Genomic DNA, 18,062 nt, shown 5'->3' with positions numbered 1-18,062 from the left:
TACACTTACCGTTGTATTCTGACCAACGATTACAAGTCATCGACAAGGGACATTGTTGAATTCTACAATCTGCGTGGGGGCAAAGAGCGTATATTCGATGATATGAACAACGGATTCGGCTGGAACAGGCTCCCCAAGTCGTTCATGTCAGAGAACACCGTATTCCTTCTGCTTACGGCATTGATACACAATTTCTATAAGACCATCATTAGCAAGCTTGACACCAAGGCTTTCGGGCTCAAGGAAACGAGTCGCATAAAGGCTTTTGTCTTCAGATTCATCTCCGTACCTGCCAAGTGGATCTTGACTGCAAGGCAATACGTGCTGAATATCTACACAGAGAACCGAGCTTATGCAAAACCCTTCAAAACTGGATTCGGATAAAGTCCGTTCCTTATGGTTTTAATCTGCGTATTGCCTCAAGTCGCATTGTGGGGTAAGGGGATGGTGGCTACATATTGATGTTGTGCTGTTGCTTTTTACTGAAAGCTGCTACTAACGACTCATAAATCTACCCTTAATCGTGTATTGGATGATAGTTGCGGATTTTAGGTTGATGAAGTATGGGTAAATTTTTACCTGCTGTACGTTTGTATAAACGTAGTTTGCAGAGTCGTTCAAGTTCTTTGGACAACTAACCATACGTACATTCAAAGTGATAGGCTGGTCTGTTACTACTTGAGATTCTTCTTCCCATCCCTTCACTTTCATAACGCAGAGGTCAAACTCGTTGGCTGGTGCATTATAAGTGATAGAGTTTCCTTTGGTTGAAGTAGAGAAGATGCGCTTTTTGTTTTTAAAGTCAGCATTATCTTCTCCTGCAATCTGTATCCAATAGGAAGTTTCTGTTGGGAAACCGTAGTCAGCAGCCTTTTCTGCCTTGAACTGAACGTATTCGCTGCTCTTCAGGTCGATGATATTGTCACCCATCTCAGGCTTGAGGAGATTGAATGACTCTGGAACTGACATGATTGGGTTGTCATCTCTATCGGCATCGCAAGAAGCGAAAGCCAAGAGACCCACCAACGCTGCAGCCATTATATTAATCTTTTTCATATTGTAACCTTATTAAATGATTGATAATTAATAATCAGGGTTCTGTTTCAAACCTGTTGTGTTACTATTGATATCACTGATAGGAATTGCATAGATGTTGAAATGCTTGTCGAATGGAGTTCCATCCTGAGTTCCACCCATCCATTCCCACTTGTACTTGCTCTGGCCACCGAACTTGTCGAAACGAATCAAGTCCATACGGCGGCGTCCTTCGTAAGCAAACTCACGAGACCACTCATCGCAGATGTCATCAAGAGTGAATGAGGTCAAGTTAGAAACATCTATACCTGCTCTTTCGCGAATCTCCTTGATTTTAGCAAGACCATCGTTTGTGCAAGAACCATTGTTCATGCGGGCATCAGCTTCTGCATAAGTCAAAAGTGCCTCTGCATAACGCATCATAGGGAAATCGGTATCAACAAACTGATTATGCTTTGGAGAACCCGAACCTGCATAAGTATTGAGGAACTTGACATAAGCATAACCTGACTTGAAGTCTGTTTCCTTTGTAATACTCATCTTGAAGCCCTTGGTATAGAACAAAGCACGATTGTCGCCAGCTTGAGCTGCAACCTCTGTAGGGGTGCCTTCCATAGGTTGACTGCTAGGGAAGAACTTTTGTACAAACTGCTTGCGGGCGTGATTACCACCCCACTGTTCTGAAGTTCCCGTAGGATAATTCTTTATGATGTCGGCATCAGTAGTAGAAGCAATCAGGAACAAGCAACCACCCCATGTCTGAGTATCCCAACCATCGTGGATTGCAGGAAGAATAATCTCGTTTTCTGCACCATTCACATCATTATCTGCCATAAAGAGTTTCTGGAAACCTGAGTAACTGCCAGTAGGTGTCTTGCACAAGTTATATGGAGTGTCAATAACTTTCTGTGCGAAATACTTGGCAGAGTCGTTATGTTCTGTACCAGAATATACCTTAGCATTGATATAGTCGCGGGCCAAGAGCAACCATGCTGCTGCCTTGTTTGCACGGCCATAACCATCTTGTTTGCCATTTACTACCTTTGCATCGCTTAAAACCTCTTGGGCACCAGCTGTTTCGCCACAAACTTCACGAAGTTCACCATTTATAAAGTCGAAGAGATATTTGCGGCTTACCTGAGGCGCTGATTCTTTAGATACGTTAAGTACCAATGGAACATTACCAAAGAGATCCATCAGATAAGAGTAGTGAAGAGCTCTCAAGAAGCGGGCTTCTGCACGCTTGGTACTGATTTCAGGATCTGTAGAGTTGGCTGTTGACTCCAAATAGTTGTTTGCATATGTGATACCCATGTAAAGACGATAGTAAAGCGCCTTCATCATTGGGTGTGAATCACCCCATGAAGCGTGGTTGAATTCAGGAATACCTGCATCACCCCAAATACACTCTGCTTCATCAGTAGGAAGTTCGTTGGCATTCCACAACTGACGAATCAAACTAGAAGTACCTTCATCGATATCGTCAATATCGCCACTTCCATCAGGTCCTTTCTGACCTGTCAGTACCATGTTAGCATATACCTTGTTTAGGAGAGCGTCATAGTTGGCGGTTGGAACCTGCTGTGGGTTGATGTTGTCTGCATCCAAATCACCTACACATGACGAGAATCCTAATGATGCTACAGCCATAGCTGCAACAGGCAATATATTTTTAATTTTCATTAGTCTCATAATTGTAATACTTAAGTAATTAGAAGTTCAAGTTGAGTCCAATAACAGTTGTGAATGGACGTGGGTAAATTGAGTTGTCGATACCGCTTGCTACCTCAGGATCGATGCCACTATAGTTTGTAATAGTGAATACGTTTTGAACGGTAGCATAGATACGGCCACTGATTCCCTTGTATTTGCTTCCGCCGAAGAGACCATCAAATGAGTAACCCAATGTGATGTTGTCCATCTTCAGGAATGAAGCATTCTCTACGAAGTAGTCCGTGAAGAACTGCTGTGTGAGTGGGTTGGTGAATCCAAGTTTTACTGCATCTTTTGGACGGTTACCTAAGTAACCCAATGCGTAAACAGAACCTGTGCCTACGTTGCAAGAACCTGCGAAGTTATCATTGTATACATAGTTGCCAAGACTTGCACGCATAGAGAAACTGAAGTCCCAGTTCTTGTACATCAACTTTGAACCGAAGCCCATTGTTACGTCTGGTGCAGGTTTATAGTAGAAGTAGCGGTCGCCACTATCTATGTAGCCATTACCATTGCGGTCTACGTATGTATTCTGGAGAGGATTTCCGTTCTTGTCGTAAGCCTGCTGATATACATAGAATGCGCTTGCAGAGTGACCAACGGCATGTGCCTGGATAGTACTTCCAGTACCGGCTGAGACACCACCTGTTTCTACCAGATAACCTTCTGAATTACCGCCTACCAACTCATCAATCTTGTTCTTGTTGTAAGTCAGGTTGTAGTTGATTTCCCATCTCAAGTCTTTTGTCTGGATAGGACGAACGATTGTCGCCAACTCAAAACCTGTATTATGCAAAGAACCGATGTTGCTTGTAACTTTGTTGCGGAAGTTAGAACCTGCTGATACATATACAGAGTTAATCAAATCTGTTGTCTTGCGGTAGTACCAGTCCAAGTTCAGAATCCAACGGTCACGGAAGAATGAGAAATCAAGACCTGCGTTCCAAGTAGTGGTCTTCTCCCAAGTCAAGTCGGTATTGAATGCATCTGGACGATAAGTTACACCATTGCCATTAGCATCCTTGATAGCACCATAGTATGCGTGGTCTTGGTTCGGTGTAAATGTAGGCATATATGTATAGTCACCGATACCTTCCTGCTGACCAGTCTTACCCCAGCCGAGACGAAGTTTCACGTCTTCAACCCACTTGACATCTTTCAGGAAAGATTCTTCCTTCATCTTCCATGCCAAAGCAGCAGATGGGAACAAACCCCAACGATTGCCCTTGGCAAAACGTGAAGAACCATCATCACGAAGCGTGAATGTGAAGAGGTAACGGTCTAAGAGAGAGTAGTTTAAACGACCAAAGAATGATACGAGATAGTTCTCTGTCTTATAGAGCGTACCTGATGTTGGCGCATTATACTTAGTGCCCGCCAATGGAATGGTTGTTGTTGTCTTATCCGGGTTGGTAATGTCTTGGGTCATTCCGCAAGTTGCAGGATACATTCCATAGCCATCCCAATCGGTCTTTTTGTGGAACTTCTGGTATTCATAACCTGCCATCACATCAATGTGGTTTGCCTTGTTGATGTCCTTCAAGTACTGTGCATAAGCATTGAATGAGAGGTTGTATGTATCCATCTTGCTCCAGCCATTGTAACCGAAATAGCTGTTTGAGTATGAATAAGGACTGATATCTGTATTCTGCTTACCAGTAGAATAGTCTGCACCAGCATTCATGTGAATGTGCAAGTCTTCGAAACCATGAATCTTATAGTCTGCCTCGATGTTACCAACGAATGTCTTTGATGTTGCACGATCGTTCTTCATTTCGAGCATTGCCACTGGGTTTTGTGTAGCGTTGCGGTTGTAAGAGATGCCCCAGTTTGGATCCATGTATGTAGAACTGCTGGAATACCACTGTGTATAACCTCCGAAGTACTTCTCATAGACACCATTGTTTACACTAACTGGCTTGGTAGGGTCCATATAGCGGGCTGCACCGATGGCACCACCATCTGCATAACGGCTCTTGGCAATCATACCCTTACCATTAATGTTGAACTTCAAGTGGTCCTGCAAGAATGAAGGGTTCAAACTCATGCTGGCTGTGTAACGTTCAAACTTTGAAGTCTTAATGATACCTTCATTGTTTGTATAGCCGAGAGAAGCGCGGTAAGGCATATTCTTTAAACCACCCTGGATAGTAATGTTGTGGTCGTGAGAAATGGCTGTACGATAAATCTCGTCCTGCCAGTTGGTATCAGCAAATTGCTGTTCGCCTACTTGGTTGAATTCGCTCTTGTAACCAGTAATTTTATCGTCCTTAATGATAGGAGAAATAGTTTCTTTATCATAGGTGTAATAGCCGAGTGCCTTATAAGCTGCACTCTTTTCACCATAAAGATTCTTGATAAACTCTCTATACTCTGGACCGCTCATTACGTCGAAGGTCTTTTTCTTGGTAGAAATTGACATGTTTCCGCTATAGCTAACCTTAGGAGCCTGGCCTGAACGACCTTTCTTTGTAGTAATGATGATGACACCATTAGAAGCTCGGGAACCATAGATGGCTGTTGCTGAAGCATCCTTCAATACAGTGAAACTTTCGATATCGTTAGGATTTACCATAGAGAGTGGGTTAGAGAGACCCTTAACTCCATAATTGTCCATAGCAAGTCCATCAATAACGATTAATGGGTCATTGGAAGCGTTCAATGACGAACCACCACGGATACGAATCTGTGCACCTGAACCTGGAGCACCATCGTTAGAGATGACATTAACACCGGCAATTTTGCCGGAAATCATGTCTTGTGCATTAGTCTGGAGACCATGGTTCATGTCATCAGGTTTGATAGCAGTAACAGAACCGGTCAAGTCGTTCTTCTTAGCCACACCATAACCGATGACTACGACTTCGTTCAAAGCCTTAGAGTCATCTGCCAAGGTAATGCTCATGTTATTTGCTGCTTTCACTGTCTGCGGAGTCATTCCCAGATAGGTGAAAGTAAGATTGGTACCTGGAGCTGCGTCAACAGAGAAGTTACCATCCATATCGGTAATGCCTACTGCCTTACCGTTAACTGTAATGGTAGCACCCATGACAGGCTCACCGGAAGCATCCTTCACATGTCCCTTAATCGCATTAGTCTGCGCAAAGGAACTCACCGTCAGAAGCAGACCACCTGCGAGGGTCAATGCTCTGAGAGGCAATTTAAATTTTACCTGCTTCATCATTTTGCTTGATTTTTAAGTTTATGTTTATACTATTGTTATTCTTAAAATGAATATTCTGCTTTTAGTCTCTGGCCTGTTTATATAAGAGGTCGAGTTGTCTAATTGTTTATTCTTTCTGGGTGCAAAATTAAAGTCTTTTTCGATACAATGTACTATTTTTAAGTTAATTCCGTTATTTCTTATGCGCAAACGTTTGCATACCTTTTGCTTGATTTAGGTCAACAAAAAAGGTACAAAATAACGGATATTTGCCTAATTTTGCAGCGTGATTTAAGATAACATGAATGAAAATAACAACATAACAATGAAAGATATAGCTCGCGAACTGGGAGTCAGTGTTGCTACAGTGAGCCGGGCGTTGAAGGACAGTCCTAGAATCAGTGCTGCCCAGAAGGAGCGTATCCAGACTTTTGCGCGTGAACATAATTTCTTTCCGAACATGCTTGGTGAGGCTTTGCGCCATAGCAAGGTACAGCCGATGAAGGTCATCGGAGTCATTGTACCGGAGTTCGTACATTATTATTTTATGTCCGTCCTTTCGGGCATAGAGGAGGAGGCGAGAGCCCGCGGATATCGTGTGATGGTGGCACAGAGTAACGAAAGATACGACAAGGAAGTGGCCATCTGCGAGGACTTCTATAAGAATAAGGTATGCGGTATCATCGTATCACAGGCGAAGGATACCAAGCAGTACGCCCATTTCGAGAAGTTGATGAACAATGGCGTGCCTCTCGTCTTCTACGATAGAATCTGTACGGGCGTGAACTGCTCCCGAGTGGTAGTAGATGACTATATGGGCGCCTTTACCGCCGTTACCCATCTGGTGGATACGGGCTGCAAGAAGATAGCCTTCTACGGTTCGCCGATGAATATGGAAATCTCCAAGAACCGTTATAACGGTTATCATGATGCACTGGTGAAGCACGGATTGACGGAGAACCCCGACTGGGTGAGAATCTGTGACAACCGTGCCCAGGCAGAGGTGCTTACACCAGAGATATTGAGGGAAGAAAATCATCCGGATGCTTTCTTCGCCATCAATGATGATACGGCGATAGGCATTCTCTATACTGCCAAGCGAATGGGCTTCGATGTGCCGAATGACATCAGTATCTGCGGCTTTACCAATGGCGACAGAGCCAAGGCTTGCGATCCGATGCTCACCACGGTAGAACAGCGTGGAGTGGCAGTAGGCGAAGAGGCTGCAAACATTCTCATCGGACTGGTGGAAGGATCCACCCCTACGCATGACGTTGAGAAGCGAGTGGTAAGAACTCGTCTGGTGGTAAGAGGAACTACCAGATAACTTTGAACTTTGAGCTTTGAACATTGAACTTTATAAATAGCTCTAATAACCTAATGTCCTTTGTGAATTTCAATGTTCAAAATCAAAGTAAGAGTAATCATAAAGTTCAAAATTCAATGTTCAAAATTCAAAGTATAACAATATGACACAAAAACCTGATTTAAGTTTCTGGAAGCTCTGGAACCTGAGCTTCGGATTTTTCGGAGTACAGATTGCCTACGCTCTTCAGAGCGCCAACATCTCCCGAATCTTTGCAACGTTGGGTGCTGATCCACACAACTTGAGTTATTTCTGGATTCTCCCTCCATTGATGGGAATCCTTGTACAGCCTATTGTCGGCACATTGAGTGACAAGACCTGGTGCCGTTTTGGTCGCCGCATCCCTTATCTCTTTGTGGGAGCCACGGTAGCCGTACTCGTGATGTGCCTGCTGCCGAATTCCGGTTCTCTCGGTCTGACGGTAAGTGGTGCGATGCTCTTCGGCTTGATTGCCCTGATGTTCCTCGATACGAGCATCAATATGGCGATGCAGCCTTTCAAGATGCTGGTAGGCGATATGGTAAACGAGAAGCAGAAGGCAAAGGCTTACTCTATCCAGAGTTTCCTCTGCAATGCCGGTTCTGTAGCCGGATATATCTTTCCATTCCTCTTTACCTTCCTGGGTATCAAGAATGTTGCCGAAGAGGGCGTGGTGCCTGATTCTGTAATATGGTCGTTCTACGTGGGCGCTGCCATCCTCATCCTCTGTGTCATCTATACCACGATGAAGGTGAAGGAGTGGAATCCTCAGCAGTATGCTGCCTATAATGGTGTAGCTGGCGAGGTGGAAAAGGAAGAAGAGGGCAAGGCAGACTGGATTACCCTCTTGAAGAATGCACCTTCTACTTTCTGGAAGGTGGGACTGGTTCAGTTCTTCTGTTGGGCTGCTTTCCTTTATCTCTGGAACTATTCTACAGGTGCCATCGCCGAGACCGTATGGAATACCACCGATCCTAAGTCGGCAGAGTTCCAGGCGGCAGGCAACTGGGTAGGCATCCTCTTTGCCGTTCAGGCAGTAGGTAGTGTGCTCTGGGCAGTGGTTCTTCCTCAGTTCAAGAATACCAAGATGGCTTATAGTGTGAGCTTGATTATAGGTGGTGTGGGCTTCGCTCTCATCCCATTCCTGCATGATCAGTATCTGCAGTTTATTCCATTCCTGATGATTGGTGCCGGCTGGGCTGCCATGTTGGCGATGCCTTTCACTTTCGTGACCAATGCTCTGCAGGGTTATGGTCACATGGGCGCTTACCTGGGCTTGTTCAACGGAACCATCTGTATTCCTCAGATTGTGGCTGCCATCTGCGGTGGTACTATTCTGGGTCTTGTTGGTTCTCATCAGAGCGATATGATGATTGTGGCTGGCGTGTTGCTTATTGCCGGTGCTTTGTCTGTTGGAATTATCAAAGTAAAAAAATAAGTGTAGCAAAGAAACGTGTGCAACCGATTGCATTCGCTTTTTTCGTATTTATCTTGAAAGAAATGCAAGGTTTTACTTTTTTTTGCTAATTTCGCAACGAAAATAAAATATTAACTAACTTCTAGATGAAGACTTATGACGTTACATTTTAATCTTGAATACAAAACGGTGTTCGGTGAGCAGATTGTCCTGAACATCCAAAGGGAGAAAGCAATACAGAAGCTCCCGATGACGACACTCAATGGAGAGAAGTGGTCGCTCGATTGGAGTGTAGAACAACCAGATACTGAATATACCTATTATTATAGTGTAGAGCGTGATGGCATAGTTTGTAAAACAGAATGGTTACTCTTGAAGCATCGCTTGGATATGACATCCACCCGATGTGAGGACGTTACCCTCTACGACCATTGGAAAGTGATTCCAGAGGATGCTTATCTCTATAGCAGTGCCTTTACTGATTGCATCAACCATCAGGCTGTAGCCCAGATGGAGCCTCAGAATTACAGCAAGGTAGTGCGTTTCATTGTTCGTGCTCCTCAGCTTCGTGATGGCGAAAGCCTGGGTGTGATAGGATCTGACAATATTCTGGGAGCCTGGAACTCTCAGAAGGTGATTCCTATGGTGCAGCATTCTTTCTGTGAGTGGGTTGTGGATATTGATGCCAGTGCCTTGCAGACCAATCATCTGGAACTGAAGTTTGTTGCCATCAATCACAAAAAAGACAGACTCCTCTGGGAGACAGGCATGAACAGAAGTATCGTCCTGCCGGAAATGAAGATGGGTGATATGATTTCCTATGAGCTTGACCAGGCTTTCTTTGCTCACTGGAACCGCAAGCTTGCCGGAACACAGGTGCCGGTATTCTCTCTGCGCAGTGAGAAAAGTGCCGGTGTGGGCGATTTTGGCGATCTCAAGACGATGATTGATCTCGTGGCATCTACCGGTCAGAAGGTTCTTCAGCTTCTGCCAATCAATGATACCACCATCACCCATACCTGGACGGACAGCTATCCATATAGCTGCATCAGCGTCTTTGCTATCCATCCGATGTATGCCGATCTGAATGCCTTACCTGCATTGAAGGACAAGAAGGCTTGCGAAAAGGCAGAGAAGACCCGCCAGGAACTCAATGCCTTGCATCAGATTGATTATGAGAAGGTGAATGATTTCAAGCAGGATTATCTGCAACAGATATTTGCACAGGAAGGTAAAGAGATGATGTCGGGAGCCGATTTCAAGGCTTTCTTTCAGGAAACGCAACAGTGGCTCGTGCCTTACGCACAGTATTCTTACCTGCGTGACAAGAATGGCACTGCCGACTTCTCTCAGTGGCCAGACCATAATGTCTGGGATGAGGCTGAGCGCAAGGATTTGACCAACCCTGAAACCAAGGCGTACCAGAACGTGGAGTTCTTCTACTTCGTGCAGTTTATTCTGAACAAGCAGATGCAGGAGGCACATGAGCATGCCAAGGCTAAGGGTGTCATCCTGAAGGGTGATATTCCTATCGGTGTGCATCGCCACAGCTGCGATGTTTGGATGGAGCCTAAGTACTTCAACCTGAATGGTCAGGCGGGTGCTCCACCGGATGATTTCTCCGTAAACGGACAGAACTGGGGATTCCCTACCTACAACTGGGATGAAATGCTGAAGGACGGCTGCCTCTGGTGGACCCGCCGCTTCCAGAATATGTCGAAGTTCTTTGATGCTTACCGCATCGACCACGTGCTCGGCTTCTTCCGAATTTGGGAAATCCCTGTGCATAGCGTGCATGGCTTGCTCGGACAGTTTGCGCCAGCTCTCGCCATGACCCGTGGTGAGATCCAGAGTTACGGCTTGAACTTCCAGGAGGACCGCTTCACCCGTCCGTTCATTACCGACTGGGTATTGGACCGTATGTTCCATGAGCGTGCCGACGAAGTGAAGGAGAAGTATCTCGACCGTCTGGATGAGGAGCGCTATCAGATGAAGCCTGAGGTAGATACCCAGCGCAAGGTAGAGGCTCTCTTCCAGGATGTAACTGATGAGAAGGAAATCTGGTTGCGTGACGGCTTGTATGCCCTGATCAGCGATGTGCTCTTTGTGCGTGACCATAAGGATCCTGAGCTCTTCCACCCACGTATCTCTGCACAGCTCGACTTCATCTACGAGTCGCTCTATGATAACGACAAGGCTGCGTTCAACCGCCTTTACAACGACTACTTCTACCGTCGCAACAACCAGTTCTGGTATGGCGAGGCGATGAAGAAGTTGCCTAAGCTGGTTCAGGCTACCCGTATGCTGGTTTGTGCCGAAGACCTGGGTATGGTGCCTGATTGCGTACCATGGGTGATGAATGAGTTGAAGATTCTGAGCTTGGAACTCCAGAGCATGCCAAAGGATCCAACGGTTAAGTTTGGTCATCTGAGCCGTAATCCATACCGCTCAGTCTGCACCATCTCCAGCCATGATATGCCAACCTTGCGTATGTGGTGGGACGAGAACATCTCCCGCACCCAGGAGTATTACAACACGATGCTCTATCGTGAGGGACCAGCTCCTCATCCGCTCCCAGGTTGGTTGGCAAGAGACATCATCGCCCGCCACCTGACCTCTCCATCCATGCTCTGCGTATTGAGCGTACAGGATTGGCTCGCCATTGATGAGAAGCTCCGTCTGCCGGATGCTGATGCCGAGCGCATCAACATCCCAGCCAATCCAAAGCACTACTGGCGCTATCGCATGCACCTCAGTCTGGAGGAGTTGGCTGCCAACAAGGAGTTTATGGCTAACATTACAGAGCTTGTGGCACAGGGCGGACGCAATTAAGCGGGTGACTCTTCAAACAAGGAATGAAGGCGTGCAACCGTTTGCACATTGTTATACATCAAAATACCCTTCTATTTTTAGGAGGGTATTTTTGTTTTTCGTATCTTTGCAAGCAATAATGCAAGTGCGTGCAACGGAAGCTGTTTTCCTGATTGCCGGTGCTGCTATATCCTAAAGTCTAAAGAATAAACAAAAGAATAAACAATAGGTAAACAGAATGAAGAAACTGAATTTATTAGTGATGGGTCTCTTGCTCCCGATGTTGGCAGCAGCCCAGACCGTCAAGTCGCCTAACGGCAACGTCTCGGTAACTTTCTCTTTATCCGAAAAGGGACAGCCTACCTACGAGATGAGCTATAAGGGAAAGACTGTGTGCAAGCCATCTCATCTCGGATTGGAGCTGGCTAAGGATAAGCATGCCTCTAAGGGCATGGAAGAAACCAGCCTGATGGATGGTTTCACAGAGACCGGTAGCAAGACATCGACCTTCGATGAGACCTGGAAGCCTGTATGGGGTGAGACTGCTACCATCCGCAACAACTATAACGAGATGGAGGTAAACCTGAATCAGGCATCTTCCAAGCGTAACATCACTATCCGTTTTCGCGTATATGATTATGGTATGGGTTTGCGCTATGAGTTCCCTCAGCAGGAAAGCCTTAACTATTTCGTGATTCAGGAGGAACATACACAGTTTGCCATGGCAGGCAATCATACTGCCTATTGGATTCCTGGTGATTACGATACCCAGGAGTATGACTACAACATTACTCCGTTGACAGGTATCCGCCCAATTATTGCGAAAAACCGTGAAGCTTACAAGAGCAATTCATCTACCACCGTCTTCTCGGATACCGGCGTTCAGACCTCTCTCCAGATGAAGACCAAGGATGGACTCTATATCAATATCCACGAGGCTGCCTGTCTGGATTATCCAACCATGCACCTCAACCTCGATGAGAAGACATTGACCTTCGAGTCTTGGCTTACTCCTGATGCCGTAGGCAGAAAGGGATTCATCCAGACTCCATTCAATACTCCTTGGCGTACCGTGATGGTAAGCGATGATGCCCGTGATATGCTTTCATGCAAGTTGACGTTGAATCTCAATGAGCCTTGCAAGATCGAGGATACTTCATGGATTCATCCTACCAAGTACTGCGGTGTATGGTGGAATATGATCGTTGGCACCAAGACCTGGAGCTATACCAACGACCTGCCATCTGTTCGTCTCGGTGTAACCGATTACAGCAAGTGCAAGCCTAATGGTACCCATGGTGCAACCAACGAGGAAGTAAAGCGCTATATCGACTTTGCAGCCAAGAACGGTTTGCAGGAGGTGCTGGTAGAAGGCTGGAACGAAGGTTGGGAAGACTGGTTCGGCCATCAGAAGCTCGATGTCTTCGATTTCGTAACTCCATATCCTGACTTCGATATCAAGATGCTCAACGACTATGCTCATTCCAAGGGCGTGAAGCTGATGATGCACCATGAGACCTCTTCTGCTGCTCTCAACTACGAGCGCCACCTGGAGGATGCCTTCAACCTAATGAACAAATATGGCTATGATGCTGTGAAGACCGGTTATGTGGGCGATATCATCCCAAGGGGTGAGTATCACTACAGCCAGTTGATGAACAATCACTATCAGCGTGTGGTTGAAACAGCTGCCAAGCATCATATCATGGTAAATGCCCACGAGGCAACCCGTCCTACTGGTATCTGCCGCACCTGGCCTAACCTGGTGGGTAACGAGAGTGCCCGTGGTACAGAGTACGAGGCATTTGGCGGCAGCAAGCCTTATCACACCGTGATGTTGCCTTTTACCCGTCTGCAGGGTGGTCCGATGGATTATACTCCTGGTATCTTCGAGACCAAGCTTTCAGAGTGGAGCAACAACAAGAGCTATGTTCATACCACACTCTGTGGTCAGCTTTCTCTCTATCTCGTCATGTACAGTCCGCTGCAGATGGCGGCCGATCTTCCAGAGCATTATGAGAAGTACGACGATGCCTTCCAGTTCATCCGCGACGTAGCTTGCGACTGGGACGACTCCAAGTACCTGGAGGCAGAGCCAGCTAAGTATATCACCGTAGCCCGCAAGGCTAAGGGCACCGATAACTGGTTTGTTGGTGGCAAGACAGATGCTGCCCGTACATCCGTAGTAAAGCTCGACTTCCTCGATAAGGGCAAGAAGTATGCTTGCGCCATCTATCAGGACGGCAAGAATGCCGATTACGAGAAGAATCCTAAATCTTACCAGATCATCCACAAGACAGTGAAGAAGGGTGATGTCTTGAAGATTAATGAAGCACGTGGTGGTGGTTTCGCCATCTCACTGCTCGCTAAATAATTTTTGGGAATTTGAGAGATGTCAGGGATAAGACCATAACCTCGTGTTATGAGGATGATTTCCTGATTTCTCTTGAATTCCTTTTCCCATTTTAAAACTACAGTTTTATAACTATAGTTTAATGACTAACAAGAACTTAAATAATATGAACATTCAGAAACTAATAATTGCAGCATTGACAGCATCGATATTACCAACTTCATTGAGTGCTCAGCAGACATTCAATGAGATGATGTATTCCAAGGAGAAAACCATGTTCGTTCTCAATGCCCCAACAGCAGCCAAGTCTTCTGTTACCATCCGTCTTTATAAGGATGGACAAAAAGGTAAGGCTTACAAGACGCTGAAGATGAAGAAGATGGGCGATGAACGATGGGGAGCTACCGTGAAGGGCGATCTGAAAGGTAAGTTCTATACCTTCGATATCGGTAAGGGCGAAACGCCGGGAACCTTTGCCAAGGCGGTAGGTGTGAATGGAAACCGTGGCGCTATCGTTGATCTCTATGATACTGACCCTGTGGGATGGGACAAGGATGTGCGTCCTGCCATCCAATCGCCAGCCGACCTCGTTATCTACGAGCTTCACGTGCGTGATTTCTCCGTTTCTCCTACATCGGGTTTGAAATATCAGGGCAAGTATCTCGCCCTCACAGAGCCTAAGGCTATCGAATATCTCAAGAACCTCGGCATCAATGCCATCCATTTCCAGCCGGTGTTCGATTACGCATCCGTAGATGAAACCCAGCTCAACAAGCCTCAGTTCAACTGGGGCTACGATCCGAAGAACTATAATGTACCGGAAGGTAGTTATAGTACCGACCCGTATGCTCCGGGAACCCGCATCAAGGAGTTCAAGGAGATGGTGATGGCGCTTCACAAGGCTGGCATCCGAGTGATTTTCGATGCCGTGTATAATCACACCTTCGATATCAATGGCAGCAACTTCCAGCGTACCTATCCTGATTATTACTATCGCAAGACCAAGGAGGGTAAGTATAGCGATGGTTCAGGCTGCGGCAACGAGACAGCTTCTGAAAAGCCTTTGATGCGCCAGTTTATGCTGGAGAGCGTGAAGTACTGGATTGATGAATTCCATATCGATGGCTTCCGCTTCGACCTGATGGGTGTTCACGATATCGAGACCATGCAGGCTATCCGTGAGATGGTTAACCGCATCGATCCTAGTATCTATATCTATGGTGAGGGCTGGAGTGCAGGCAGCTGCGCTTATCCTACCGAGAAACTCGCCATGAAGGCGAATACCCATCAGCTCAATGGCATCGGTGCCTTCAGCGATGATATGCGTGATGCTCTTCGTGGTCCTTTCTCTGATGACCATAAGGGTGCGCTCCTGGCTGGTCTTCCTGGCGAGGAGGAGAGTCTGAAGTTCGGTATCGTGGGTGGCATTGCTCATCCGCAGGTAGATATGACCAAGGTGAACTATGACAAGAAGCCTTGGACCAACAACCCAACCGAGCAGATCAGCTATGTAAGCTGCCACGATGATATGTGCTTGGTAGATAGATTGAAGGCGAGCATCCCATCCCTGACAGACAAGAAAATCTCTGAAGAGATGCGTACTGCCGAATTGCTCCGCATCGACCAGCTTGCCCAGACCTGTGTGTTCACTTCGCAGGGTGTGCCTTTCATCCTTGCCGGTGAGGAGATGCTTCGAGACAAGAAGGGAGTGCATAACAGTTTCAATTCTCCAGACAGCATCAACCAGTTTACCTGGACCAATCTGCAGAAGTATCCACAGGCATTCACCTTCTATAAGAATCTGATTCAGCTCCGCAAGAACCATCCAGCCTTCCGTCTTTCTACAGGCGATAAGGTGCGTCAGCATCTGGAGTTTCTGCCTAGTCAGGATGCCAATGGCAACAAGCAGACTTGCCTCGTAGGTTTCCAGCTCAAGAGCCTGGAGGGCATTGATGCCTGGAAGCATATCGTAGTCATCTATAATTTCAACAAGCAGGCAAAGAAGATGCTGATTCCTGAGGGCAATTACACTGTGGCTTGCTGCAATGGTGTCATCAACGAGGAAGGTCTGGGCTTCATCTCTGGCAAGGAAGTTGAGGTTGCCCCTCAGTCTGCCTTGATTCTTTATCAGAAATAGTCTATATATAATAAGGTGAAGAATAGTCTATATATATAATAAGGTGTAAAATATGAAAAAGATAATAGCTTCATTAGTGTTTATGGGTAGCGCAATAAGTATGAATGCGGCAGTCAATGTAAGCCGCATTGAACCTACCGACTGGTATGTGGGCATGAAGGATGCTTCGCTCCAGCTGATGGTGTATGGCAAGGATATCAAGAATGCCGATGTTACGGTAGATTATCCGGGTGTGAAGGTGGATAGCATCGCCCGCCTCGATTCTCCTAACTACCTGCTGGTGTATCTCAATCTCGATGGTGCCAAGGCAGGAGAGATGACGCTCAACTTCAAGCAGGGCAAGCAGTCGAAGAAGGTGAAGTACGTGTTGAAAAACCGCGAGATGGCGGGTGACAAGCGCATCGGTTTCTCTAACGAGGATGTGCTCTACATGCTGATGCCCGACCGCTTTGCCAATGGCAATCTGAAGAACGATGCATTCAAGAACATGCGTGACAAGACCTGCGACCGCACGGCGCCAAGTCTTCGTCATGGTGGCGACCTGGAGGGAATCCGCCAGCATCTGGATTATTTCAACCAGTTGGGCGTAACTGCCCTGTGGTTTACTCCGGTTTTGGAGAACGACAGTCCTAATGATGGCAAGAACAGTACCTATCATGGTTATGCTACCACCAATTATTATCGTGTAGATCCACGCTTCGGTACTAACGAGGAGTACAAGCAGCTTACTGCTGAGGCTCACAAGAAGGGATTGAAGGTGGTGATGGATATGATTTTCAACCATTGCGGTTTCGATCATCCTTGGGTAGCCGATATGCCATCAAAGGATTGGTTCAATGCTCCAGAATGGCTTGCTCCGGAAAATCAGACTCCTGAGCATCAGAAGAAGATAGGTACCGTGGATGGTGCTGCCAAGGTAAACGACAAGTATCTGCAGACCAGTTATAAGTTGACTCCTGTGCTCGATCCATACGCCAGCAAGGTAGATCTTACAGAAACCGTGGATGGATGGTTTGTTCCATCTATGCCAGATTTGAACCAGCGCAATCCGCACGTCATCAAGTATCTGATTCAGAACAGTGAGTGGTGGATAGAGACCGTGGGCATCGACGGCATCCGCATGGATACCTATCCATACGCCGACCGTGATGCGATGGCACACTGGATGAAGGTACTGGGCGAGGAATATCCTCACTTCAATACCGTGGGCGAGACTTGGGTAACCGAGCCTGCCTATACTGCTGCCTGGCAAAAGGATAGCAAGCTCTCTGAAAAGAACAGTTATCTGCCAACCGTGATGGATTTCGCCTTCTTCGACCGCATCAACAGTGCGAAGAACGAGGAGACTGATGACTGGTGGAACGGCATGAACCGCATCTACAACGTGTTCTGTTACGACTATCTCTATCCGAACCCAAAGAGCGTGATGGCATTCGTAGAGAACCACGATACCGACCGCTTCCTGGGTGAAGGCAAGGATACCCTGGTATTGAAGCAGGCGCTGGCACTTCTCCTCACCGTCAACCGCACCCCACAGCTCTATTACGGAACCGAGGTGTTGATGAATGGTACCAAGAGCGTAACCGATGGCAATGTCCGCAAGGACTTCCCTGGAGGTTGGGCAGGTGACAAGCACAATGCCTTTACTGCCGAAGGAAGAACACAGGCTGAAAACCAGATGTTCGACTGGCTCAGCCGATTATTGCATTGGCGTCAGGGCAACGAGGTCATCACCAAAGGCAAGCAGACCCAGTTCTGTCCACAGAAAGGTGTGTATGTCATTGCCCGCCAGTATAAGGGAAAGAACGTGATGACCATCATCAATGGCAAGAAGGAAGCCAACGAACTGAATGTTTCCCGTTATGCTGAGATTATCGGCAAAGCTGAGAAGGCTACAGATGTAACAAATGGCCGCACCGTTCTGATCAACAAGAACGTGAAGCTTCGTCCTCGCCAGACTATGATACTCGAATTCTAGAAAAAACTCAAGAAAGTGCCTAACGGTGTATTTTTACACTGATAGGCGCTTTTTTCTTGTATTTATTCTTTTGTTTCAAATATTCTTCGTACTTTTGCAAGCAGATG

General features: G+C 46.6%; 10 protein-coding genes. 7 read left to right on the top strand and 3 right to left on the bottom strand.

Annotated elements, in window-relative coordinates:
• Nucleotides 1–384 (top strand): transposase (locus tag AAAT87_RS08155; RefSeq protein WP_349226161.1); only part of this gene is annotated, 384 nt, incomplete at its 5' end.
• A gap of 111 nt (nucleotides 385–495) precedes the next feature.
• Here AAAT87_RS08155 and AAAT87_RS08150 read toward each other — a convergent pair.
• The 3 genes from AAAT87_RS08150 to AAAT87_RS08140 are packed head-to-tail and all read right to left on the bottom strand — an operon-like array spanning nucleotide 496 to nucleotide 5,932.
• The gene (locus AAAT87_RS08150; protein WP_349226160.1) at nucleotides 496–1,056 is read right to left on the bottom strand and encodes a SusE domain-containing protein; all 561 of its coding nucleotides are present in this window, start codon (nucleotides 1,054–1,056) and stop codon (nucleotides 496–498) included.
• Between the two features lie 27 nt (nucleotides 1,057–1,083).
• Nucleotides 1,084–2,727 (bottom strand): RagB/SusD family nutrient uptake outer membrane protein, encoded by a 1,644-nt coding sequence (locus tag AAAT87_RS08145; RefSeq protein ID WP_349226159.1) that lies wholly within the window; start codon nucleotides 2,725–2,727, stop codon nucleotides 1,084–1,086.
• Between the two features lie 19 nt (nucleotides 2,728–2,746).
• Entirely contained in the window at nucleotides 2,747–5,932 is a 3,186-nt protein-coding gene (locus AAAT87_RS08140; RefSeq protein ID WP_349226163.1) for a SusC/RagA family TonB-linked outer membrane protein, read from the bottom strand.
• Between the two features lie 283 nt (nucleotides 5,933–6,215).
• Here AAAT87_RS08140 and AAAT87_RS08135 point away from each other — a divergent pair, with 283 nt between their 5' ends.
• The 6 genes from AAAT87_RS08135 to AAAT87_RS08110 all read left to right on the top strand — a co-directional run bounded on the left by AAAT87_RS08135 (nucleotide 6,216) and on the right by AAAT87_RS08110 (nucleotide 17,955).
• Nucleotides 6,216–7,241: a LacI family DNA-binding transcriptional regulator gene (locus tag AAAT87_RS08135; protein ID WP_349226158.1), complete on the top strand. Its 1,026-nt coding sequence runs from the start codon at nucleotides 6,216–6,218 to the stop codon at nucleotides 7,239–7,241.
• A gap of 142 nt (nucleotides 7,242–7,383) precedes the next feature.
• Nucleotides 7,384–8,697, top strand: coding sequence for an MFS transporter (locus tag AAAT87_RS08130; RefSeq protein ID WP_298532718.1), 1,314 nt, complete (start codon nucleotides 7,384–7,386; stop codon nucleotides 8,695–8,697).
• A 135-nt stretch (nucleotides 8,698–8,832) separates the two neighbouring features.
• Nucleotides 8,833–11,508, top strand: a complete 2,676-nt coding sequence (locus AAAT87_RS08125) for a 4-alpha-glucanotransferase (protein ID WP_349226157.1) — start codon at nucleotides 8,833–8,835, stop codon at nucleotides 11,506–11,508.
• A gap of 217 nt (nucleotides 11,509–11,725) precedes the next feature.
• The gene (locus AAAT87_RS08120) at nucleotides 11,726–13,861 is read left to right on the top strand and encodes a glycoside hydrolase family 97 protein (RefSeq protein ID WP_153090646.1); all 2,136 of its coding nucleotides are present in this window, start codon (nucleotides 11,726–11,728) and stop codon (nucleotides 13,859–13,861) included.
• Nucleotides 13,862–14,006: 145 nt separating this feature from the next.
• Nucleotides 14,007–15,977 (top strand): type I pullulanase, encoded by a 1,971-nt coding sequence (gene pulA, locus AAAT87_RS08115; protein WP_349226156.1) that lies wholly within the window; start codon nucleotides 14,007–14,009, stop codon nucleotides 15,975–15,977.
• A 52-nt stretch (nucleotides 15,978–16,029) separates the two neighbouring features.
• A complete protein-coding gene (locus tag AAAT87_RS08110; protein ID WP_349226155.1) occupies nucleotides 16,030–17,955 on the top strand; it encodes a glycoside hydrolase family 13 protein in 1,926 nt (641 codons plus the stop codon).
• The last annotated feature ends 107 nt before the right edge of the window (nucleotides 17,956–18,062 follow it).

The organism is Segatella sinensis, from assembly GCF_040095255.1.
Taxonomy (GTDB): domain Bacteria; phylum Bacteroidota; class Bacteroidia; order Bacteroidales; family Bacteroidaceae; genus Prevotella; species Prevotella sinensis.
This window is presented reverse-complemented; position numbering and strand designations above follow the sequence as displayed.